The organism is Gordonia gummivorans, from assembly GCF_022513585.1.
In the GTDB taxonomy this organism is placed as follows: domain Bacteria; phylum Actinomycetota; class Actinomycetes; order Mycobacteriales; family Mycobacteriaceae; genus Gordonia.
Window position 1 is genome coordinate 377,137 of the sequence record NZ_JAKWBF010000001.1, and the last position, 22,628, is coordinate 399,764.

At 65.6% G+C, this 22,628-nt stretch carries 23 protein-coding genes; 9 read left to right on the forward strand and 14 right to left on the reverse strand.

Annotation, left to right across the window (positions count from 1 at the left end):
• The first annotated feature begins 34 nt into the window (after positions 1-34).
• On the forward strand, positions 35-3,871 hold the full coding sequence (gene murJ / locus MKW15_RS01685) for a murein biosynthesis integral membrane protein MurJ (protein ID WP_462476161.1): 3,837 nt from the start codon (positions 35-37) through the stop codon (positions 3,869-3,871).
• On the opposite strand, the gene MKW15_RS01690 is transcribed toward murJ, so the two are convergent.
• Complete coding sequence (locus MKW15_RS01690; RefSeq protein WP_240855463.1) at positions 3,872-4,906, reverse strand: alpha/beta hydrolase family protein; 1,035 nt, start codon at positions 4,904-4,906, stop codon at positions 3,872-3,874. It lies immediately after the preceding gene.
• Between the two features lie 54 nt (positions 4,907-4,960).
• On the reverse strand, positions 4,961-5,908 hold the full coding sequence (locus MKW15_RS01695; protein ID WP_240855466.1) for a sterol desaturase family protein: 948 nt from the start codon (positions 5,906-5,908) through the stop codon (positions 4,961-4,963).
• 118 nt (positions 5,909-6,026) lie between these two features.
• On the opposite strand from MKW15_RS01695, the gene MKW15_RS01700 reads away from it, so the two are divergent.
• The 3 genes from MKW15_RS01700 (at position 6,027) to MKW15_RS01710 (ending at position 8,032) form a co-directional block, all read left to right on the forward strand.
• Positions 6,027-6,713, forward strand: a complete 687-nt coding sequence (locus tag MKW15_RS01700; RefSeq protein ID WP_240855468.1) for a TetR/AcrR family transcriptional regulator — start codon at positions 6,027-6,029, stop codon at positions 6,711-6,713.
• A gap of 31 nt (positions 6,714-6,744) precedes the next feature.
• Positions 6,745-7,104: a DUF2834 domain-containing protein gene (locus MKW15_RS01705; RefSeq protein WP_240855470.1), complete on the forward strand. Its 360-nt coding sequence runs from the start codon at positions 6,745-6,747 to the stop codon at positions 7,102-7,104.
• Between the two features lie 73 nt (positions 7,105-7,177).
• Positions 7,178-8,032: an oxygenase MpaB family protein gene (locus MKW15_RS01710; RefSeq protein ID WP_240855475.1), complete on the forward strand. Its 855-nt coding sequence runs from the start codon at positions 7,178-7,180 to the stop codon at positions 8,030-8,032.
• 19 nt (positions 8,033-8,051) lie between these two features.
• On the opposite strand, the gene MKW15_RS01715 is transcribed toward MKW15_RS01710, so the two are convergent.
• The 4 genes from MKW15_RS01715 to MKW15_RS01730 all read right to left on the reverse strand — a co-directional run bounded on the left by MKW15_RS01715 (position 8,052) and on the right by MKW15_RS01730 (position 11,345).
• On the reverse strand, positions 8,052-8,735 hold the full coding sequence (locus MKW15_RS01715; RefSeq protein ID WP_240855480.1) for a GNAT family N-acetyltransferase: 684 nt from the start codon (positions 8,733-8,735) through the stop codon (positions 8,052-8,054).
• A gap of 25 nt (positions 8,736-8,760) precedes the next feature.
• Entirely contained in the window at positions 8,761-9,276 is a 516-nt protein-coding gene (locus tag MKW15_RS01720) for a hypothetical protein (protein WP_240855482.1), read from the reverse strand.
• A gap of 156 nt (positions 9,277-9,432) precedes the next feature.
• The gene (locus MKW15_RS01725) at positions 9,433-10,704 is read right to left on the reverse strand and encodes a glycosyltransferase (RefSeq protein ID WP_240855483.1); all 1,272 of its coding nucleotides are present in this window, start codon (positions 10,702-10,704) and stop codon (positions 9,433-9,435) included.
• Positions 10,701-11,345: a TetR/AcrR family transcriptional regulator gene (locus MKW15_RS01730; RefSeq protein ID WP_240855485.1), complete on the reverse strand. Its 645-nt coding sequence runs from the start codon at positions 11,343-11,345 to the stop codon at positions 10,701-10,703. The genes MKW15_RS01725 and MKW15_RS01730 overlap by 4 nt, the downstream gene beginning before the upstream one ends.
• 337 nt (positions 11,346-11,682) lie before the next feature.
• Between MKW15_RS01730 and sigM the strand changes: the two genes are divergently transcribed.
• The 5 genes from sigM to MKW15_RS01755 all read left to right on the forward strand — a co-directional run bounded on the left by sigM (position 11,683) and on the right by MKW15_RS01755 (position 15,859).
• Entirely contained in the window at positions 11,683-12,258 is a 576-nt protein-coding gene (sigM, locus tag MKW15_RS01735; protein ID WP_240855487.1) for an RNA polymerase sigma factor SigM, read from the forward strand.
• A 96-nt stretch (positions 12,259-12,354) separates the two neighbouring features.
• Positions 12,355-13,062: a hypothetical protein gene (locus tag MKW15_RS01740; protein ID WP_240855489.1), complete on the forward strand. Its 708-nt coding sequence runs from the start codon at positions 12,355-12,357 to the stop codon at positions 13,060-13,062.
• Between the two features lie 135 nt (positions 13,063-13,197).
• Positions 13,198-14,190 carry a thioredoxin-disulfide reductase gene (gene trxB, locus MKW15_RS01745; RefSeq protein WP_240855491.1) on the forward strand — a complete coding sequence of 331 codons (993 nt, stop codon included), beginning with the start codon at positions 13,198-13,200 and terminating at the stop codon, positions 14,188-14,190.
• Between the two features lie 39 nt (positions 14,191-14,229).
• Entirely contained in the window at positions 14,230-14,568 is a 339-nt protein-coding gene (gene trxA / locus MKW15_RS01750) for a thioredoxin (protein WP_240855497.1), read from the forward strand.
• A gap of 112 nt (positions 14,569-14,680) precedes the next feature.
• The gene (locus MKW15_RS01755; RefSeq protein WP_240855498.1) at positions 14,681-15,859 is read left to right on the forward strand and encodes an N-acetylmuramoyl-L-alanine amidase; all 1,179 of its coding nucleotides are present in this window, start codon (positions 14,681-14,683) and stop codon (positions 15,857-15,859) included.
• Here the strand turns inward: MKW15_RS01755 and MKW15_RS01760 are convergent.
• The 8 genes from MKW15_RS01760 to rnpA form a co-directional block, all read right to left on the reverse strand.
• On the reverse strand, positions 15,830-16,630 hold the full coding sequence (locus MKW15_RS01760) for a hypothetical protein (protein WP_240855501.1): 801 nt from the start codon (positions 16,628-16,630) through the stop codon (positions 15,830-15,832). The two genes, MKW15_RS01755 and MKW15_RS01760, sit on opposite strands and share 30 nt — an antisense overlap.
• 135 nt (positions 16,631-16,765) lie before the next feature.
• Complete coding sequence (locus MKW15_RS01765) at positions 16,766-17,824, reverse strand: ParB/RepB/Spo0J family partition protein (RefSeq protein WP_240855503.1); 1,059 nt, start codon at positions 17,822-17,824, stop codon at positions 16,766-16,768.
• 64 nt (positions 17,825-17,888) lie between these two features.
• Positions 17,889-18,827: a ParA family protein gene (locus MKW15_RS01770; protein ID WP_240855504.1), complete on the reverse strand. Its 939-nt coding sequence runs from the start codon at positions 18,825-18,827 to the stop codon at positions 17,889-17,891.
• Between the two features lie 140 nt (positions 18,828-18,967).
• Positions 18,968-19,636 carry a 16S rRNA (guanine(527)-N(7))-methyltransferase RsmG gene (gene rsmG, locus MKW15_RS01775; protein WP_240855584.1) on the reverse strand — a complete coding sequence of 223 codons (669 nt, stop codon included), beginning with the start codon at positions 19,634-19,636 and terminating at the stop codon, positions 18,968-18,970.
• 277 nt (positions 19,637-19,913) lie between these two features.
• Positions 19,914-20,591, reverse strand: a complete 678-nt coding sequence (locus MKW15_RS01780; protein ID WP_240855506.1) for a Jag family protein — start codon at positions 20,589-20,591, stop codon at positions 19,914-19,916.
• Positions 20,592-20,650: 59 nt separating this feature from the next.
• On the reverse strand, positions 20,651-21,832 hold the full coding sequence (gene yidC, locus MKW15_RS01785) for a membrane protein insertase YidC (RefSeq protein WP_240855508.1): 1,182 nt from the start codon (positions 21,830-21,832) through the stop codon (positions 20,651-20,653).
• Positions 21,833-21,835: 3 nt separating this feature from the next.
• Entirely contained in the window at positions 21,836-22,189 is a 354-nt protein-coding gene (gene yidD, locus MKW15_RS01790) for a membrane protein insertion efficiency factor YidD (RefSeq protein ID WP_374245920.1), read from the reverse strand.
• Positions 22,186-22,587 carry a ribonuclease P protein component gene (gene rnpA / locus MKW15_RS01795; RefSeq protein WP_240855510.1) on the reverse strand — a complete coding sequence of 134 codons (402 nt, stop codon included), beginning with the start codon at positions 22,585-22,587 and terminating at the stop codon, positions 22,186-22,188. The genes yidD and rnpA overlap by 4 nt, the downstream gene beginning before the upstream one ends.
• Positions 22,588-22,628 lie beyond the last annotated feature (41 nt).

Sequence of the window (22,628 nt, forward strand, 5' to 3'; positions counted from 1 at the left end):
ACCGAGTGGTCGGCCGACGCCACCCGACCGAGCCATGCCGCAACGTATTGAGCCGCAACGCAACGGACCGCAGCGCAACGAATCGCAACGCACCGGGCCGCGCCCGGGCACGCCGGCTCGCGGTGCCGCACCGTTGGCCGGACCGATCGGCGAGCAGCCTCCGATCGCCGGCCGCTCGCAACCGCCACGTCGACCATCTCCCCCCGAACGCCGCGCACCGCTGCCGGAGCAACCGGCCGGCCACGAACGGCCTGCGGCCGCGGTCACGTCCGACGACGAGCCGGCGTCGTCCACCGGACTGGCGCGCGACTCCGACTCGAGCATCCTGCGCACCAGCGGTTCGATCGCACTGGCGACCCTGACCAGCCGAATCACCGGATTCGTCCGGACGGTGCTGGTCCTGGCGATGCTCGGTCCGGCGGTCGCCTCCGCGTTCCAGGCCGCCTACGTGCTGCCCAACATGATCGCCGAGGTGGTGCTCGGCGCGGTCCTGACGGCGATCGTCATCCCCGTCCTGGTGCGTGCGGAAGCCGAGGACCCCGACGGCGGACGCAGTTTCATCAACCGGATCTTCACGCTCACCGTGGTCACGTTGGGTGCCGCGACGGTCATCGCCCTGATCGCCGCTCCCCTGCTCACCTATCTCAACGTCGGCAACGGCGAGGTCAACCGTCCGCTCACCACTGCGCTGGCCTATCTGCTCCTGCCGGAGATCCTGTTCTACGGGCTCTCGGCGCTCTTCATCGCGATCCTCAACATGAAGGGCTTCTTCAAACCGGGCGCGTGGGCACCGGTGCTCAACAACATCGTCCAGATCTCCACCCTGGTGCTCTACGCGTTGATGCCGGGAACGATCACCCTCAATCCGGTGCGGATGACCGACCCGCAACTGTTGGTGCTCGGCATCGGCACCACGCTGGGCGTCGTCATGCAGGCGTCGATCCTGCTCCCCTGGCTGCGTCGCGCGGGGGTGCACCTGCGCTTGGAGTGGGGACTCGACGATCGGCTCCGACGGTTCGGCAACATGGCACTCGCGATCGTCATCTATGTCGCGATCCTGCAGGTCGGACTGGTGATCACCTACCGGATCGCATCGTCGGCCACCGCGTCGGGCATCAGTGTGTACGCCACCCACTGGCAACTGTTGCAGCTGCCCTACGGCGTCCTCGGCGTCACCATCCTGACCGCGATCATGCCGCGGCTCTCGCGCAACGCCGCCGCCGACGACACCCGCGCCGTCGTCGACGACCTGTCGCTGGCCACCCGGCTCACCATGGTCGCGCTGGTGCCGGTGGTCGCCTACATGACGTTCTTCGGCCCGGCCCTGGGTGTGGCGGTCTTCAACTTCGGCAAGTTCAGCGCCGACGACGCCAGCCAGCTCGGCTCGGTCCTCGCCTGGGGCGCCTTCACCCTCATCCCGTACGCGATGACGCTGGTGCAGCTGCGCGTCTTCTACGCCCGCGAGGACGCCTGGACCCCGACCCTCATGGTCCTCGGCATCACCGCCATCAAGGTGGGTGCGTCCTATCTCGGTCCGGTCCTGTTCGACGATCCGGATCTGGTGGTCCGCTGGCTCGCCCTGTCCAACGGGCTCGGGTATCTCGTCGGCGCGATCGTCGGGCATTTCCTCTTGAAACGTCGGCTGGGCAACGTGCACTTGCGCGGGGTGACGCGGACGACGGTCGTCACCCTCGCCGTGTCGATCGCCGTGGCCGCACTCGTCTGGCTGGTCGCCACCCTGTCGGGACTGCACATGCTCATCGAGCATCTCGCCAAGTTCGGATCACTGCTGTACCTGGCCTTCACGGCCGCCATCGTGCTGGGCGTGACCTACGCTCTCCTCGCCGCGTTCCGGGTGCCGGACGTCGTGGCGATCGGAATGGCGGTCCGCCGCTTGCTCGGACGGTTCATCCCATCGCTCGCGCCGCCACCGGTTCCGCAGCAGGAGAGTGCCGCAACGATCACGGTTCAGTTTCCGCGCGTCACCGACGACGAATCGCTCCCGTACTCTGGTCAAGTACAAGTGCTGCGTCGGTTCGACCGGGGCACGGCGACGTGGCAGTCCTACTCGGTGCATTCCGGTGGCGCCACCGGCTATCGGGACGCACCGCGCCTGCAGAACGACCCGCGCCCAGCGGCGCCGCCCCGTGACATGCGGTACCGGAGGAAAGGAGTTCGGCGCGTGAGCGACAGCGAGGTCGACACCACAGCTTCCGATCCGGCGGCTTCACACCCCATACCGACGGATCCCCCCGGTCCCGACGCTGCCCCCCGCAACGACAGCGACCCGCGCGCCGAGTCCTCCCCCGCACCGGCACCCCGACCCCGAGGTCCGCGGCTGGTGCCCGGCGCCGTCGTCGCGGGCGGCCGCTACCGACTACTCGATCACCACGGCGGCACCCGCGGTCTGCAGTTCTGGCGTGCCCTCGACGTCAATCTCGACCGCAACGTCGCCCTCACCTTCGTCGACGCCGAACAACTCGCACCACCTCCCGAGCGCGGGGTCGCGGTCAAGGCATCTGATCAGGGCCCCCAGGCGGTGTTGTCCCGCACTCTCCGTCTCGGACAGGTGAACTCCGACGGTGTGGCGCGCGTGCTCGACGTCGTGCGCGGATCGTCCGGCGGGATTGTCGTCGCCGAATGGGTCGAGGGCTCGTCCCTGGCCGACGTCGCCGCGTCGGGTCCGTCCCCGATCGGCGCTGCGCGTGCCGTCCGATCGCTCGCCGCCGCAGCCGAACTGGCCCACCGTTCCGGTGGCGCCCTGTCCATCGACCACCCGAACCGCATCCGGATCAGCCACGAGGGCAATGCGGTCCTCGCCTTCCCGGGCACGCTCGCCGGTGACGACAAGGCGTCAGACGTTCGCGGACTCGGCGCGGTGCTCTACGCGCTTCTCCTCAACCGGTGGCCGTTGGACGCCGAATCGGGTTCGCGACTGACCACCACCGCCGGGCCAGGCAAGCCGGTCGGTGGACTCGCGGTCGCCGAGCCCGGCCCGGGTGGGGAGCCCATCGAGCCGCGAGAGGTCAACCCCGACATCCCCTTCGAGATCTCTGCGGTGGCTGCGCGGGCGCTCGACGGAAGTCGCGGCATCCGGACCGCCGCCACCGTTCAGCACGTGCTCGACCAGGCGACGGTGCTCGACCTCAACACCGACATGCTGCCGGCCATCCGCGACGACGCCACCGAGCCGGTCGCGATGGCGTCCCGGACCACCGAGCAGGACGATCCCGCGCACAAGAAGCGCAACGTCGGTCTGCTCGTCGGTGCCGGCCTGCTCGCCCTGTTCCTGGTCATCGCGCTGATCGTGTGGGCCTCCAACATCTTTGGCGGCGGGGGCGAATCCTCGGATATCGACTCCATCCTGACCACCTCCGCACCCCCGTCGGCCTCGGCGCCGCCCGCGGGTCCGGGCCCGGCGGCACAAGGTGCGCCCGTCGCGCTGCAATCGGTCACCGTGCAGGACTTCTCCAGTCAGCCGCCGGACCCGTCGACCAACGTCAACAACGTCATCACCGGTGCTGCTCCCCCGTGGAAGACCGATCCGTACATGCGCTCACCGGCGTTCGGAGGTCTCAAGAACGGCTTGGGACTGCTCTTCGACGTGGGCGGATCGAAAGCCGTCAAGACGGTCACAATCCGGACTGCGACACCGGGTTTCACCGTCTCCATCCGGACGTCGCCGAGTGCGAATCCGACCTTCGCTCAGACCACCGAGGTGGCCACCGGCAACGTCAACCGGCCGACGACCACCATCACCATCCCCAACCCGCAGGCAAGTCCGTACCTCATGGTCTGGATCACCTCACTACCGCAGAACTCACAGGGCCGCTACCAGGCCGAGGTCGCCCAGGTGTCGATGACGGCCTGATCACCTCGGCCGCGAATTACGCATCTCCTCAACGGATTTGCGCGTGAAGCCGGTGACGATGTCCAGGATCTCCCGGTAGGACGCCGTCCCGCGCCGTGCGACCGTCCCGTGACTGCTGCCCGGCGCGACCACGAGCCGGCCGAGTCCCCCGGCCGCCACAACCGCACTGATGTATCGCGTCGACAGCACGGCCGGCACCAGACGGTCGCTGTCGCCGTGCACCGCGATCACCGGCACCTGCGGATCGATGAGCGCGATCGGGTCGACGGCGCGGTACCGTTCGGGAACCTGCTCGGGTGTTCCGCCCATCAGCGCGACGATACGACTGTTGCCGTGTTCCGCGGCGAACGCCATGGCCAGCGGGGCCGACACCGACACCACTCGAGCGGGCCGGAAACGCGGCGTGCTGCCCAGTTCATGACTGACAGTCCGGTTGCCGGACAACCGATGTCGACATGCCAACCAGGTGGCGAGCTGTCCGCCGGAACTGTAGCCGAGAATCACGGTCTCGGCGAGATCGAGTTGCGGCCGGGTGCGCGCAAGGTCGACGAGACCGTTCACCGCGTCGGCCGCGTCGGTGAACGTCGTCGGCCACCCGCCGCCGGAACCCACCCGACGGAACTCGATGTTGTAGACCGCAAAGCCGCGTCGTACGAGATCGATGGCGAAGGGACGCATCATCGTGAGGTCGTACTCGGCCTTCCATGATCCACCGTGGACGAGGATCACGAGAGGGACCGATCGCGATGGATGCTTGCCGTCCGGCAGGTACAGATCGGCGAAATTCTGGGCCGGGTCACCCGCTCGACGCGTTCGATAGGGGAGTCGGGTCACACTGTAGCCCTTGACCGCTCGCGTTTCGGGTGCCGCCGCGAGCGCCGTCGGCTCCGGCGATCTCCCATCCGCGATCGGTGCACCCATCAGCGGGCCGGCGAACTCGGGCGGTGGGGATGGGTCGGACGAACACCCGGCGATGAGCGCTGCCGATGCCGAGACAGCAATCAGCGCGACGCGTACGTCACGCCACGTTCTCATGCGCAGGGATGCTACGCCGGGTCGCGGCCACGTCGGGTGCAGTTGCGCGAGTCCTCACCGAATCTTCACTGTGTCGTGCTCCGCGCGGGAGCTTGACACCTCGTCGGGGTCGGGGGCCGTCCATCCGGGCGGACCGAACAGGTACCCAAGCCGATTGCGAAAGCCTCTCGTGTGTCGGACATCTCGAAGGATCGCCGCATACTCGTGGGTCTGCAGACGCCAGATGTTGTAGGTGTCGATCGGCTTGGTGAGTCCATAGGTGGGACGCTGCGCCTCGGCGGTGAAGGTGCCGAACATGCGGTCCCAGATGATGAAGGTGCCGCCGTAGTTGCGGTCGAGGTAGTCGGCGTCACTGCCGTGGTGCACGCGGTGATGCGACGGTGTGTTGAAGACGAATTCAATAGGTCGCCAGAGCTTTCCGATGCGCTCCGTGTGAATCCAGAACTGGTAGACCAGATTCAGAGAGTACACACCGAACACCACGGCGGGTGGAATCCCGAGCAAGGGGAGGGGCAACCACATCACCAGTCCTGCACTGTTGTTCCACTTCTGCCGCAGGGCCGTCGTGAAGTTGAAGTACTCGCTTGAGTGATGGGCCTGGTGCGTCGCCCAGATCAGTCGGACACGATGCGCCATCCGATGTTCCCAATAGAACAGGAAGTCGAGCGCGACGAAGGCCACCACCCACGTCCACCACGTCGTCGCCGACAGTTGCCACGGCGCGAGGTAGGCGAAAATCGCGGAGTAGGCGAGGAGCCCAAGGGCCTTCCACCCTGCGCTGGTCGCGATGGAGACGAGCCCCATCTGCAGGCTCGCCCGCGAGTCACGCCAGTTGTAAGTGCCGGCCGCGGACGACTCGCGCACCTCTCGCTGCGACGGCCGCTGCGTCTCGGTGTGCTCGAGCTTGGCGGCGGCCACCCATTCCAGTACCACCATCGTCACGAAGAACGGGATCGCGACAACTGTCGGTTCTCGCATCGCTTCGGGCAGAAAGTCCAGCATGTCGGCTCCTCACGGTTCATCTGACACGAGATCGGGTCAGATAGCCAATTTCTGACACGATAGCATGTCAGATGCGTCCGGTCTATCGTCGGACGCGGCCGACAACGGAAAGAGGGTCGTGAGCGAAACCGAGGGTCGACGGTATGGAGGAGCCGACGCGGACCTCCGCCGCGAGCGTCGCCGCGCGGAGCTGATCTCCGCGGGACTCGAATTGTTCGGAACCCACGGCTTCCGCGCCGTTTCGGTGAAGCGGGTGTGCGACCACGCCGGTCTCACCCAGCGCTACTTCTACGAATCCTTCGCCGACCGCTCGGCGTTGCTGGCCGGCGTCTACGAGGACTGCGTCACCTTCGCACGATCACAGGTCATGGAGGTCGCGACGCCACTGTTGCCGGCCGACGGCGGGGGAGTGGCCACCACGGACGTCCCCGTTGTAGCCCGTGCCACCCTGGGCGCGTTCATCACCGCGCTCGCCGAGAATCCCCATCGGGCCCGCGTCATGTTGGTCGAGGTGGTGGGTGTCGACGAGGATCTGGAACGATTGCGCCTCAACGCAATTCACGGTTGGGCGGACCTCATCATCCTGCTCGCGAGGGGCGGTGTCCCCGCAGCGGCCAGTCAGCGTTTGGCCGCGATCGCCCTGGTCGGCGCCATCACCCAGCTCCTCGTGGACTGGTACACGAGTCACACCCAGGGCTTCGGCCCCGACGACACCGCCGACGCGTCGCTGTTCGACCTCACAGCCATTCGCGATGTCGGGGTTGAGCTGTTCATCGATGCGCACGCACGCTGGCTGGCACCATGACGCCCGACGCAACCACCCACCAGGAGGACCGATGACCACGCAGACCGACACCCCATCACCGTGGCGCGAACGCTCACTACTGATCGTGTTCCTCTCCGCGTTCGTCACCCAGAACGCCATCGCCATACCTTACGTCCGCGAGAACGGCTGGCGATCGGTCGGCGACTTCTTCGGCGGAGACATCCTCAAGACCACACCCGGCCGCTTCGCGATGGTCGACCTGACCTACGTTGTGATCGCCTTCCACCTGTGGGCGGTCGTCGAGGCCAAGAAGCTCCGCATTCTGCGGTGGTGGCTGGCGTCGCTGGTGCTGACGTTCGGCGTGGGGATCGCGACCGCCATTCCCTTCTTCCTGCTGGTACGCGGCCGCGCGGCTGCGGGTGGTCGTTGACAGTGTGCCGATAGCACCGCATACTCGAGGTATCTGGTTACAGACGTAGTCAGATTGAGTGTTGGGGGAGACCATGGCGCAAGACACCCACCGGATGTCGCGGGTCGAGATGGATCACATCGACAGCAGGCTGTTTGCGAAGTCGCTGCTGTCGATGGGACAGACGATGAGTACGGCGAACGTCATCATGCAACTCGCCAATCCCGCCATCGGCTACGGAGTCGCACACAGCACGGTCGAGAGTGGACGCCTCGATCTGCATCCGATCAAGCGTGGGCGCACGACGGCGTCGTACCTCGCGGTGGCCGCGATGGGTAGTGCCGACGACCGACGGCGATTTCGGCAGGCGGTGAATCGTCAACACGCACAGGTCCGTTCGGTCGACGACAGTCCCGTCGAGTACAACGCGATGGATCCGCGGCTCCAATTGTGGGTCGCGGCATGCCTGTACCTCGGCTGGGAAGACATCTACGAGCGTGTGCGCGGACCACTGCGCGGCGCACAGCGCGAGGAGTTCTACCAGCAGGGCAAGGTCTGCGGAACCACTCTGCAGATGCCGGCCGAACTCTGGCCTGTCGATCGCGACGCGTTCGAGACGTACTGGAACGAGCAGACGGCCAACCTCCACATCGACGACGAGATCCGCGAATTCCTGCTCGGCATAGCCAATTTCGGGTACGCACCACGCTGGGTGCAGAAGCGCTACGGACCGGTGAAGTACCGTCGTACCATCGGCTACCTACCGGAACCCTTCCGGGACGCCATGGGTGTCGATTGGTCGACGGCCGATCAACGGTGGTTCGACAGCTACGTCGGCAAGCTCGTCAAACGCGAGCGTCGCAAACCATTGTGGTTGGCACAGTTGATCTTCCGACTGTTCCTGTGGGACACCCGAGTACGCAACCGGCTGGGGATCCCGTTGGTCTGATCCGCCCCTCCGCTCCACCTCACTTCGGCGCCGTCAACAGCGTGAACATCACCTCGGCGCGCACGACGAACCCGAGGTGCTCATAGAGCCGGATGGCATTGGTGTTGTCGCTCGCGACGTGCAAGAACGGTGTCCGCCCGCGAGCGCGAATCCGGTTGCACAGCAGTATTATCAGACTACCCGCCAAACCCTGACCCCGGAACTGCGGATCGGAACACACGGCACTGATCTCGGTCCATCCGGGCACCAGCAGGCGTTCGCCACCCATCGCGACGAGCCGACCATGGCGGCGAATACCGAGGTAGGTGCCGAGTTCGATGGTCCGTTCGGCGAAGGGTCCGGGTCGCGTGCGTCCGACCAAATCCAGCATGTCGAGTACGTCGGACGCTCCGAGTTCGGCTGCCTCCTCGTCGGATTCGAGGTCGAGCATGTGCTCGGCCACCATCTGAACGCCGGGCATGCTCAGTCGAACATGCCAGTCGGGCGGCGGGTTCACCGGCACTACGGGGAGAAACAGGGAGCCGCCGGGACCGACGAGTTCGCATGCGTCGGCCCAATCCTGCTGGGTCGGATCCAACGGCAACGCTGCGATCGGGTTGACGTCCGCCGGATACCGCAGCGCCCGACCACGACGCTCGGCAACATGGGCGTGCGGGCCGGACAGTGCCGCATACGCCGGGTTGTCCAACGGGTTCGTGTCCACGCGACGACGGTACCGCCATGGCCGGTCAGACAACGGACACTTGGTCTCCACGGATCTCGATACCGTTGCGCTCCAACGCCTTGGCGACCATCTTGTCGAGCAGCTCGAGGTGGTACGCCATAACCGCATCGTCTGGGTTGCCCTGCACCGACTCGACCACGGACGCGCGATAGGCGGTCGCCGTCGCAGAGAAAGAGGCCGCCTCGGCCGGCGTTGGTTTGCGGGCCCGCAGGCTCACCGTCGTCACCCAGGCCACCAGGAGCACCGCGATGACCGCGCAGGCAATCGCGAGGGCCGTCTTGGGCTCGGCCATTTCGTCGTAGCTCTTGGCACCACCGTTGGTGAAGATGCAACTGTCACCAGGGCTCATGGTCTCCCCGTCGCACGACGGCGCTCCCGGGTGCATTCCCCACCACCCCAGCCAGAACAGGCCGAGCACGGCAACGGTCAGGCTGCCCCACCACCAGGCGAGGTTCGACGCTCGTGCGCGCTGCGGCCAGGTGATCCACTCACCGACCTTCTTCTGCGTGTTGTCAGACACTGCCGTAATCTGCTTGGTGGTAAGGTGTTTCGCCGGATCCGTCATCGTCATCTGATTCCCCCTGTTCGGTGACGACCGTCGCAGGTCGCGGTTCCGCGCTGAGAATACCCACGGTTACAGTTGGTGCCGGGCGTTGTTGTTCAGTTTGAATGACATTCAGGCCGACCCGGCGAGCACGCGCTCGACAAGTGCGACGGCGTTGGCCACACCGTCCTCTCGCGCGAGGTGATCGGCCAACTCTCTTGCACGAAACCGATACTCGGCACCCTTGTCGTCGGACAACGCCGACAATGCCGCGGCCAGATTGTCGCGGGTGGCCGAGGTTCGGGGAATCGGCTCGGGCGCACAGCCGAGTCGATGCAAGCGCAGCGCCCAGAACGGTTGGTCCATGATCCCGGGTAGCGCGACGCTGGGGATGCCCGCCCGTAGAGTCGCGGCGGTTGTACCTGCGCCGCAGTGATGGATCGCGGCCGAGACACGCGGAAGCAACCAGCTATGAGGAACATCGTCGATCGTCAGCACATCCGGATCATCCGAGCCTCCATCGAGATTCGCCCATCCGCGATTAACGAGGCCGCGACGTCCCGCTGCGCGTAGGGCCGCTCTAACCATGTCGCTGATTTCGCTCCCATCGCTCAGCGCGGTGCTACCCAGGCCGACGTAGACCGGTGGCGGGCCGTCCTCGAGGAAGGACGCCAATTCGGCCGGTGGCTGATACTCCGAATCATCGTCCGGCCACCAGTATCCGGTGATGTGAACGCTCTCCGGCCAGTCTCGGGGTCGTGCGACGACGGACTCACTGAAGCCGCAGAGTTGGATCCACTCACGCTTGCGCTTCTGCACACTGCTTCGCGATTGGTCCGGCAATCCCAGCGATGCCCGTAGATCGTCCACCAGAGGCGCAAACACGCGCTCACCGGCTGCGCCCAATCGCCAGGCCGTACGGTTACCGAAGCGCCCGAACGACCTGGTACCGAGTGCCGGGGGAGCGAAATCGCCTGTCGGGTAGGCAGGCTGCAGCATCAGCGCTGCGCTCCGGACACCGCAGGCTTGGGCCGCATGCCATCCGAGCAGACCGCCGACGGGCCCTTCACACAGGACGAGGTCGGCATCGGCGGACGCCTTCGCCATGGCTTCTCCGACGCCCACCAGATCTCGTCGCATGCCCGCCAACGCGTCCTTTGTCGGTCGCATTCGAGGACCGTCGACCATCGCTTGTCCGTACTCTGAAGCACGCGTGTCACTCTCGGTGTCACGCGGCAAGAGTCGGAACTCGAGTCCAGCATCGGTGACCATCTGCTCGTACGGGTGCTGCGCCGCTACAGATACATCCGCGCCGAGGTCGCCTTGCAGACCCGCGGCCAGACCGATGATGGGCGCGACGTCGCCGCGGGTCCCGAAGGCCAGGATTGTGACACGTGGGCTCATGACTGTGCTCCTAACGCGTTGACGAACAAGTTCCGTACAGCGGCGCAGTGCGCGATCACGTCGTAGTCGGCGTCGCGCGACAGTTCGCTCACCGCCCCGTCGAGGGACGCGCGAAGAATGTTCTTGAGTGTCAGCGGATCTGCGTCGGACGCGAACTCGCCTGAGGTCAAACCCTTCTGCAGGATGACGAGTGGGTCGAGTATCGCGAATTCGCTTGGAATGCCGTGCTCTTCGACATCGGCTACCACCGCCTGATCGAATCGTCGACCCGACGCGTCGCGATAGCCAAGGGACACCTCGTGCAAGGCCACGGCTTCTCGACGGTGGCGATCGAGGAACTCACCATTCGACTCGATGTAAGCAATGAGTCGCTCCGGCGGCGTTGTCGCAGCCAGCACGCGCGGAGCAATGATCGCGACGGACGCCTCGAACACCGAGGCAACGACACCCTCGACGATTTCGTCCTTGTTCTTGAAATGGTAGAGCACAACACTTTTCGCGATGCCAGCGCGCTCGGCGATCTTCGCCAGCGACGCCTGCGGGTAGCCGACTTCGGCGATCAGATCGATTGCGCATGCGACGATCTGCCGCCGACGCGCTTGGTCGGCAAAGGTCCGTTCGGATTCGAGTTTCGACCGCACGGTCTAATCATAGACCGTGCGGTCTAGATTCGCCACATGGTTGGAGGTCGTACGCGAGGCACAGTCGACCCTCTGGGGTATGACACCGCTTCGCGGGCGGGTCGAGGTGACGTGTCGAGCGATGTTGACGCCCGAGTCGATGTTCTCGGCGTGGCTGATCGGTCTGGAGGATCAGCCGGACCGCTGCGGGGAGATCTGTCTTGTCGAGGTCTTCGGCTCCACGTCCGCCACGTCCGCGCGTCGCCGTAGCCGGACTGTCCACGTCCACACCTCACACCGCTGTGCACAACCCCGACATCGACCATCGACCACCCCGATCCTGCACTAGTCTCAGCCCATGGCCTGGGGGAAACGTCAACTGCACGCGTCAGATACGCGCACCGACGAAGAACTCATCACCGCCCACGGCAACGGCGACCCCCAAGCCTTCACCATCCTCATCGAACGCCACCTCACATACCTCTGGTCACTCGCATACCGCACCACCGGAAACCCCGACGACGCCGCCGACGCCCTCCAAGACGCCCTGCTCAGCGCGCATCGCACCGCTCACCGGTTTCGGGCCGACGCCAAGGTCATCAGTTGGCTGCATCGCATCGTGCTCAACTCGTGTTTCGATCGGATTCGGCGGACCAAGGCGCAGAAGGCCATCTCACTTCCCGGATGGGATGTTCCGGAACTGATGGACGTAACGGATCACACTGCAGCAGTTGATCTTTCGGTGTCGATCGGTCGTGCTCTCGACGTGCTCACCGCCGATCAGCGCGCCGCGATAGTGGCTGTCGACATCGAGGGATACTCCGTCGCCGACGCGGCGAAGCTGCTCGGCGTCGCGGAGGGCACGATCAAGAGTCGCTGTGCGCGCGGCCGGCTGCGACTCGCCAAGGCGCTGGGGCATCTCCGTGAGAATTGATGGGAACCGAAACTGGATCGCGTGCGTCCAAGACATCGAGACCACCGAACCGATGCAACCCGATCCGACGCACACCCAGAATGGAAGACTGAAACGATGACCCCGCAGAGTGATCTGCCAGATCCGCCCTACTCTGCCGACCTCCTCGCCGATCTCGATGCCGGAGCCCTACCCGATGATGTTGCGGCACATATGTTTCAGCAGATCGCCCACGACCCGCACGCCCAGGCTGTCCTGCGCGCACTGGCCGCCACGCGACACGATCTCGCTGCCAGTGCCACCGACATGGTCGACGTTCCCGATGATGTCCGCGCGCGTGTGGGTGCCACCCTCACCGATCTCGCCGCGGCGCCGCCATCCCGCGCCGGTTCGCATCCACCGCGCACGCGGATTCTCTCGGCTGCCGCAGTGGTACTGCTGTTCGTCGTCCTCGGGGTGTCGGTGCTCGTCATAAGGGCCTCCTCCGATGACGCCGCACCACCCATCGCGGCGTCGCCGACCCCCGCCACGCCCTCGCGCACACTCAGCGGGGACGAACTCGTCTCTGCGTTGTCGGTCCTCGGCCATTCCGACAGCGCTCCGTTCGGATCCGCCGCCGCACTACGACGCTGCCTCGCCGCCAACGGTGTGCCCGACGACGCGGTGGTCGTCGGGTCGGGACCGATCACCAGCGACGGACGGCCGGCCGCCGTCATTCTGCTGTCGACCGGAGTCGCCGGTCGCTTCGACGCCCTGGTGGTCGGTACCGACTGTGACACCGGTCACCCCTCCACCATCACCCGCACCACCATCGGCGCACCCTGAGTCAGACGTCTGGCCGAATCACTCGGTGCAGGTCACCGATGGGGGAACATCTCCGCTTACCCTTGTGTTGAAGCAGCCGTGACGCCCTCCCGGCAACCCGGGACGAGGCAATCGGCGTCAGAGCACGGAGGATAGATGAGCGAGACGACATCGAACCAGATCCATGAGGTGATCATCGTCGGTTCGGGACCTGCCGGATACACCGCAGCGGTGTACGCGGCGCGCGCCGAGTTGGCGCCGATCGTCTTCGAGGGCACCCAGTTCGGCGGCGCACTGATGACCACCACCGAGGTGGAGAACTTTCCCGGCTTCCAGAACGGCATCCAGGGCCCCGCACTGATGGACGAGATGCGTGAGCAGGCGCTGCGCTTCGGCGCCGACCTCCGCATGGAGGACGTCGACGCGGTGCGCCTCACCGGTGCGGTGAAGGAGGTCGAGGCCGGCGGCGAGGTCTTCCGGGCCCGCGCAGTCATCCTCGCCATGGGTGCCGCAGCCCGTTACCTGGGTGTGGAGGGGGAGCAGCAGCTCCTCGGCCGCGGCGTCTCAGCCTGCGCCACCTGCGACGGCTTCTTCTTCAAGGATCAGGACATCGCCGTGATCGGTGGTGGCGACTCGGCCATGGAAGAAGCGACCTTCCTGACCAAGTTCGCGCGCAGCGTGACGCTGGTGCACCGGCGCGAGGAGTTCCGGGCGTCCAAGATCATGCTCGAGCGGGCCAAGGCCAACGACAAGATCCGCTTCGTCACCAACGCCGGCGTGCAGTCGGTCATCGGCGACGGTTCGGTCAGCGGTCTCGTGCTCGCCGACACCCGGACCGGTGAAACCCAGAATCTCGACGTCACGGGCATGTTCGTCGCCATCGGGCACGACCCGCGCAGCGAACTGGTGCGCGGCCAGGTCGACCTCGACAGCGAGGGATATGTGCAGGTGCAGGGTCGCACCACGTACACGTCGCTGCCCGGCGTCTTTGCCGCCGGCGACCTCGTCGACCACACCTACCGCCAGGCGATCACCGCCGCCGGCAGCGGATGTGCCGCCGCGATCGACGCCGAGCGCTGGCTCGCCGAACAGGGGGAGGCCGCCGACCTGACCGTGGCCGACGCCGAGCCCGTCCAAGCCCCCGCCTGACACCAGCAACACACCTTATCCACTGAGGAGGACACCACCATGGGTGCAAACACCGTCGTCGTCAACGACGCCACATTCAAGGACACCGTGCTCGGCTCCGACAAGCCGGTACTCGTCGACTTCTGGGCGACCTGGTGCGGTCCGTGCCGCATGGTCGCGCCGGTGCTCGAGGAGATCGCCCGCGACCACGGCGACAAGCTCACCGTCGCCAAGCTCGACGTCGACGAGAGCCCCGCGACCGCGCGTGACTTCCAGATCATGTCGATCCCGACCATGATCCTGTTCGAGAACGGTCAGCCCACCAAGACCATCGTCGGAGCCAAGGGCAAGGCCGCGCTCCTGCGTGAACTCGACACCGTGGTGGGCACCTCCGCCTGACACCCACACCCGGGTAAGCAACATCCCAGGTCAAGGCCTCGGCAGCGCCAGTATTTGGCGGTGCCGGGGCCACCTGAGAGAATGCAGCCTGACGAGACGAGGAGTGTCAGCGATGCCATTGTTCCGCCTGGGGGATCACGGATCGGCGGTTGCCGAGATCCGCGCCATCCTGGCCGGACGTGGTCTTCTGACCGCCCCTGCCGCCGGATTCGTATCCAACTCGCGCACCAACGGCTGGACCCCACCGGAAGAGATCTTCGACGACGCGACTGATCACGCCGTGCGCGCTTTCCAGCAGGAGCGCGGGCTCATCGTCGACGGAATCGTCGGTCCGGCCACGTACCGGGCCCTTCGCGAGGCCTCGTATCAGCTCGGCGCCCGCGTATTGGCGTTCCGCTTCTCGGCGCCGATGGTCGGCGACGATGTGGCGACGCTGCAAAGCCGGCTGCAGAATCTCGGCTACTACACCTCACTGGTCGACGGAGTCTTCGGGGAAACCACCGACACCGCCGTCCGGCTCTACCAGAGCGAGTACGGACTGTCCTCCGACGGCATCTGCGGACCGGCGACCCTGCGTTCGCTCGAGCGTCTCGGCACCCGGGTCACCGGTGGATCGCCGCATGCGATCCGAGAAGAGGAACATGTCCGACGCTCGGGTCCTCGGTTGTCCGGTAAACGCATCCTGATCGATCCGGGTTCCGGTGGCCTGCACGACCTTTCGGTCGGCGACACCGCCGAGCGCGAATCGCGCTTGCTATGGGACCTCGCCGCCCGGCTCGAAGGGCGCATGGCGGCGGCCGGCATGGAAACGTTCCTGTCGCACGACGGCCGCGGACATCCCTCCGACGACGAACGAGCACGGGTCGCGAACCTCATGGACGCCGACCTGATGATCGCGTTGCGCTGCGGGCACTACCGCAACCCGAAGGCACATGGCGTGGCGTCGTTCTACTTCGGAAACAGCCACGGCTCGTACTCGACCATCGGCCGCAACCTCGCCGGCTACATTCAGCGCGAGATCGCTGCCCGCACACCACTGGCCGACTGCCGCACCCACGAACGCACGTGGGATCTGTTGCGACTGACCCGGATGCCCGTCGCACTCATCGACATCGGCTACATCACCAATCCCGAAGATGCTGCGACGCTTGCGGATTCGAACTACCGCAACGTCATTGCCGAGGCGATCCTGGTTGCGGTCAAACGCCTGTACCTGCTGGGCCAGGACGACAGGCCCACCGGCAGTTACACTTTCGCCGAGCTACTGGCGGCCGAAGAGATCTCCCGCTAGGCCCACCGGTACTGCGCTGCGCTCACGACCTGCCAGGTCGATCGCCGCCATCACCACCAGCTTCTCGAGGGCACTCTCGACCTCGAACTTCCAGCCGAGCCCCTCGTCGAGTTCCAGTCGAAATCGCGGGAACCGAGGATGGCTCGCGACAACGTCGAACGCAGAGTCCTTGAGGAAGCCGGCATCGATCATGCAGACGGGACACAGGTCATCTTGGGGGCCGTCGAGGATCTCTCGGGCGACTTCGACGATGGATTCGTCCGTCCACGAACTCAATCCCTCTTCCGAGGCGACCTCACCGCCACCCGCCTGGTGCGCCGACCGGACCAGACCGAACGCCTCGACAGCCCGAACGCCTCGTCGCATCAGATCTGCGAGCACCGCATCGAGCAGGACCGTCGCGGCTTCGTCGTGACCGGGTTCGGTTCGAATACTCGTCAGCAGCACAGCGTCGTGACTCACCGGGGAAGTGGGAAAGGACGTCGACCGGGGCACACGATTGGGCGGGGCGTAGAAGGCCGTCCCGACAACACTGTTGGTTGCCGTATCCACTGCGACCTGCCCGCACGTTCCCCATTCGAGCAGGAGTCCGGAGATCCACGCTTCTTTGTCGAACTCGCTCTCGAACGCTCCGAGGTCACCGAACATCGCCGTGTCAGGGGACCGCGCCTGATTTGTGGCCGGGTCCACCTCCCAGAACACACATCGTCGCGTGTGTTGGGGCAGCAACTCGAACGAGTCGAGGTCAAGGCGAACGATTCCGATGCCCATCGTCACCCGATCTCCGACTTCAGCACCTGTTCGGCCAAAAATGCTGCAGCCCAGGGCATTTCGGTGGCAGGGCGAGCTGTCGTCACAGTGACATAACTTCCGTGGGTCATCATGAGGGGATTTCCGGCCGACGAATCACTTCTTGGGGTCGATGACGCCGACAATCCGCTCGAGGTCTTCCACCGATCCGAACTCCACCACGATCTTGCCCTTTCGCTTACCCAATCCGACTGTAACCCTCGTGTCGAGCCGATCCGAGAGTCGCTCGGCAAGATCCTGGAGTCCGGGCATCTGCATCTGCCGACGCTTGGGCGCGGCCGGCGACCGACCGTCCGGTCCGTCCCCCCGGTTTGCAAGGGTGACCGCCTCTTCGGTGGCTCGCACCGACAACCCCTCGGCAACGATGCGTGCAGCAAGTGCCTCCTGCGCGTCGCTTCCGGTCTCCAACGAGAGGAGCGCGCGGGCGTGGCCCGCCGACAACACCCCGGCCGCGACCCGACGCTGGACCGGGATCGGGAGCTTCAGGAGGCGGATCATGTTCGAGATCAACGGGCGTGACCGGCCGAGCCGGGAGGCGAGTTCCTCGTGGGTCACGCCGAACTCGTCGAGCAGCTGCTGGTACGCGGCAGCCTCTTCCAGCGGATTGAGCTGAGCCCGATGGATATTCTCGAGCAGCGCGTCGCGCAGCATGTCGCCGTCGGCCGTCTCGCGGACGATCGCGGGGATGGCCTCGAGGCCGGCTTCCTGACTGGCCCGCCACCGTCGCTCACCCATGACCAACTGGAATCGGACGCCCGATGCCGTCGGTGTGGACAGCTCGCGCACGACGATCGGCTGCATCAGACCGAATTCGGTGATCGAGTGAACCAGTTCGGCGAGGGCTTCCTCGTCGAAAACCGTGCGCGGCTGGTTCGGGTTGGGTTCGATCTCGGCGGGCGGGATCTCGCGATAGACCGCACCGACCTCGTCGTGGGCAAGGGGTTGAGTGAGTGTGGCCGTGGTGGCCCCGCCTGCCGCGGCTGGCCCCTGAGTGCTGGACTCCGGAGCAGCCGACTTGCCGATCACGACGTCGGCAGCCGCCGCCCCCATGCGAGGCGCACCGGTTGCTTGGTCGTCCACCGGTCCGGTCGGGATGAGTGCTGCCAGCCCGCGTCCGAGTCCGCCACGACGCTGTGCGGTTTCACGTGGACTCATGATGGTTGTCCTCCCGGCAAGATCTTGATGGGTGTGCACTGCTGTCGATCGCAACCACTCCGCGTCATGCGCGTGCCGTCTCTGGTGCGGGGGAGCGAAGCGCGAGTTCACGCGCCGCGTCGAGGTAGCTCATCGCGCCACGCGATCCGGGATCGTATTCGATGATCGTCATCGCATAGCCCGGTGCCTCCGACACCTTCACGCTGCGTGGGATGATCGCGCCGAGGACCTTGTCGCCGAAGTGTCGGCGCACCTCCTCGGCCACCTGATCGGCGAGCTTCGTGCGTCCGTCGTACATCGTCAAGACGATCGTGGACACATGAAGTCCCGGGTTGAGATGTGCCTGCACCAGTTCGATGTTGCGAAGGAGCTGTCCCACACCTTCCAGCGCGTAGTACTCGCACTGAATCGGGATGAGGACCTCGCGGGCCGCGACCATCGCGTTGACGGTGAGGAGCCCGAGCGATGGGGGACAGTCGATGAAGACGTAATCGATGTCGAACTCGGCGAGGGTTCCCTCCGAGAGGGCGTTGCGCAGCCGATTCTCGCGTGCGACGAGCGAGACCAGCTCGATCTCGGCCCCGGCCAAGTCGAGGGTGGCCGGCACACAGAACAGGCGCTCATTACTGGGGCTCTGCTGGATCGCTTCCCGTAGCGTCACCTCGCCGAGCAACAGCTCGTAGACCGAAGCGATGTCGGGCGCGCGGTGGTCGATCCCCAAGGCCGTACTCGCGTTGCCCTGCGGGTCGAGATCGACGACCAGGACCCGCAGACCGTGCAGAGCGAGCGCGGCGGCGATGTTCACAGCGGTGGTTGTCTTGCCGACACCACCCTTCTGATTCGCCACCGTCATGATGCGTGTTTGCGGCGGACGGGGGAGTTGGCCCGCACCACCCGGTGTCAGGACCTGACTGGCGCGTTCGGCGGCCGCTGCGATCGGAGTGTCGTCGTAGGGGACTCCCTCGGCTGTTTCACGTGAAACGTTCGGGTCCTGGTCGACCACGCGTTGACTCCTTTGCCCGACCTCGTAACCATTGGTGCCTGATGCACCGACGGCATCTGCCGAATGCGGTTGCGGGCCGCCATTCCCTTCGGCGGACCGCTTCCTATTCTGCGCCCTCCGCGGACTCCATACCACCTAGCTCACCGCTTCCTTCCGCGACCGCGTTCGCGACCGCCACGCTCCGACCTCACACCGACCACGACCGTCGTGGGGGAGGGCAGAATGGCCTCACCGCACAGCTCCACTCGCAGGCCGCCGATCCCGGCCCGACCCACTGCTGCTCCGTCACGTTCGATCTCTTCGACGGCCGACGCGCCTTTGATGGCGACCAGAAGACCCCCGGGCCGAATGAGGGGAGCGGACCACTTGCTCAGTCGCTCCAGGGGAGCGACCGCACGCGAGGTCGCCACATCCATGCCACCGAGCTCTTCCCTGACGACTCGCTCCTCCGCACGACCGCGCACCACCCGCACCGGCAGGCCGAGCTCACCGACCGCCCGCTCCAGAAATGTGCTGCGCCGAAGCAGCGGTTCCAGGAGCACCACCTCGAGATCCGGTCGCGCTATCGCCAGCGGGATCCCCGGCAAGCCGGCCCCGCTCCCGACGTCGACCACGGCCTCGCCTTCGCCGATCTGCTCCTTGATCACCGCGCAATTCAGGATGTGTCGGTCCCACAGTCGAGGTATCTCGCGCGGGCCGATGAGTCCATGATCGATCCCGTCCGCCGCAAGGATCCGGTGGTAGGCCTGAGCCAACTCGATGCGGTCACCAAACACGTCGGCAGCTGCCGCCGGCGGGGCGCTGGACATCTCGATTGCGTCGCTCCCCGTATCGGTGTCGTTGCGATCATCGTCGCGTCGTTCTGACACTTGCGTCGCCCCCTTGCGTTGAAGCTCGATGGTTCAGTGTTTCACGTGAAACAGTCGGTCGGACGGTCGGGGCGCTGACTATCCCCAGGCGACCGAGCGCCGGAACAGCCGTCCACAACCTCGCATGTTTCACGTGAAACAACACCGCTGTAATTCCGATCCCAGACACAGACAAGGCCCCGAACACCGTCGGGGCCTTGTCTGTAGATCGGGGATATCAAACAGTGGGAAGAACGACGACGCGCCGCTTCGGCTCAGCGCCCTCGCTCTCGCTCACGACGCCCTCGACGTCGGCCACCGCGTCATGCACGATCTTGCGCTCGAACGGCGTCATCGGGTCAAGTGCCTCGCGGTCACCGGACGCCAGTACGCGCTCTGCAACTTCCCGGCCGAGCCGGGCGAGACGGTCGCGACGATCCGCACGCCACCGCGCGATGTCCAACATCAGGCGACTGCGGTCACCGGTCGCCTGCTGGACGGCGAGCCTCGTCAGCTCCTGCAGTGCGTCGAGCACCTCGCCCTTGCGGCCGACCAACTTGGCCAGATCGTCTCCACCGTCGATGCTGACGATCGCGCGATCACCGTCCACATCGAGGTCGATGTCGCCGTCGAAGTCCAGGACGTCGAGGAGTTGCTCGAGGTAGTCGCCGGCGATCTCGCCTTCTTCCACCAGACGATCCTCCTCGTCACCCTCATCCGCATCATCCGCGTCGTCGTCCGCGTCATCCGAATCATCGGTCTCGGCGACCACATCTTCGACATCCGACTCCGCAGGTGCGACGCTCTGTCCCGGCTCCTCGGTCGTCGCAGCGGCATCCACCGCAGCGGCATCCACCGCAGCCGACTCGTTCACCTGCTCGGTCTCGCGATCGCTCTGGGTCGCAGTCTCCGTCATCTCACATCCACCTAACTCTGTGCTTCCACCAACAAGTCGTTGTTGCTCGAGATCGAGCGTCATCTTCGGCCACCGCGGCGGCCACCACGATTGGTGGCCTTCTTCCCCCCGCGATTACCTGAGTTCTGCTTCTTCGATCCAGGACTGGAACCCGAACCGGAACGCTGCCCCGGGCGCGCCGGTTTCTGTCCGGGCTTGGGTTTGGCGCCTGCCTCGGTCGGGGCAGTGGTCGCGTCGTCGCCCTTATCGGTCTCGGCTGCGGCAGCATCCGTCCCCGACGGTGTGTCGGACGCGTCGGTCTCGTCCGACGTCGACGCCTGGCCCTTCTTCATCCGAACCGGCTTCGCGCCCGGCTTGGGGGAGTTGGCCTTCAGCTTCTCCTGCTTCGCGAGCTTCGCTTCCTCTTCTTCCTTGGCGATACGTCCGAAGACGAGGTGCTGCTGCCCGTAGGTCCAGATGTTGTTGCTCATCCAGTAGAGGAGGATCGCGACGGGGAAGAACGGACCCGTGACCAGGATGCCCAGCGGGAAGATGTAGAGCGCGAGCATGTTCATCATGCGCGTCTGCGGGTTCTCGAGCGCGGCCTCGGGCTGGCGGGCCACCGATGCGCGGGAGTTCATGTGGGTGGCGATCGACGCGATGATCATCATCGGAATGACGACGACCGCGATGTGCGCACGAGTGAAGTCGATCGTTCCGAAGGCCGGCCATTCGGTGACCGGCTGGGTGATGAACGACGAGAGCGGCACACCGAACAGGCGGGCGTCGAGGAAGTTCTGCACCTGCTCGACACTGAAGAAGTAGTTCGGGGTGTTGCGCGTCTCCTCGACCGACATACCGAGCTGACCCATGCCGGTCGCCGTGCGGTTGAACGACCGCAGCACGTGGAACAGACCGATGAACACGGGAATCTGCAGGAGCATCGGCAGGCAGCCGAGCAACGGGTTGAACCCGTGCTCCTTCTGCAGCTTCTGCATCTCCTCGGTCATCTTGACCCGATCCTTGGCGTACTTCTTTCGAATCGCCTGCAGCTCCGGATTGATCTCCTGCATCTTCTTCGTCGTGCGGATCTGCTTGACGAAGGGCTTGTACAGGATCGCGCGAAGGGTGAACACCAGGAAGACCACCGACAGCGCCCACGCGATGCCGTCGCCGCCGGGAGTGTTCGGGGTGATGTGGTCGAACAGCCAATGCCAGACCCACATGATCCCGGAGACGGGGTAGTAGATGAAGTTGAGCACGGGTTAGTTGCCCCTCACTTCCGTCGGTGGTCTACGCCAGCGGAACCCGTGTTCGGGTACCGGGTCGTAACCAGGTTTGTGCCAAGGTCCACATTTCAGGAGTCGAACGATCGACAACCAGCCGCCATAGAAGAAGCCGTGGGTTTCGAGGGCTTCGACCGCGTACCCCGAACAGGTCGGCTCAAACCGGCACGTCGGCAGACGCAGCGGCGAGACCCAGGTGCGGTAGAGCTCGATCAGGAAGATCAGTGCCCGGCGGGGGAGGAGCTTGGTCGTTGTCCACAGCCGCCCCGTTTTCGTGGGAGAAGCCGCCGTCGTCGGAGGAGTCTGCATGCTCTGGTCCACGGTGTCCGTCATGGTCGATCACCGAGCCGGGCAAGTCGCGGATGCGTCAACGCTCCCTGGAGTTGTTCGGCGAGTTCGACGCTGCTGCGTAGCGCGGCGCTGCGGTGAGCACGAACAACCACGAAGGTCTCCGGTGACGGACACGATTGCATGGTCTCGGCGAAGGCAGCACGCAGACGACGTGCGACGGCGTGCCGGGTCACCGCCGGGCCCACAGCTTTGCTCACGATCAGTCCCAACCAGGGTCCACCGGTCATCGCGACGTCGGATCGGACGTTGCGAGGATCGGGCCACATGGTCGGGACGGGCGATGCGTGCACCACCAGATCGCGCGACGAAACCCGCACGCCGTTTCGCAGCGTGCGAGAAAAGTCGGATCTCCGGGAGATCCGATGGCGAGGCGCAGTCATCGATCAGCGGAGACCGAGGCGGTGGCACCGACTCGGTCATC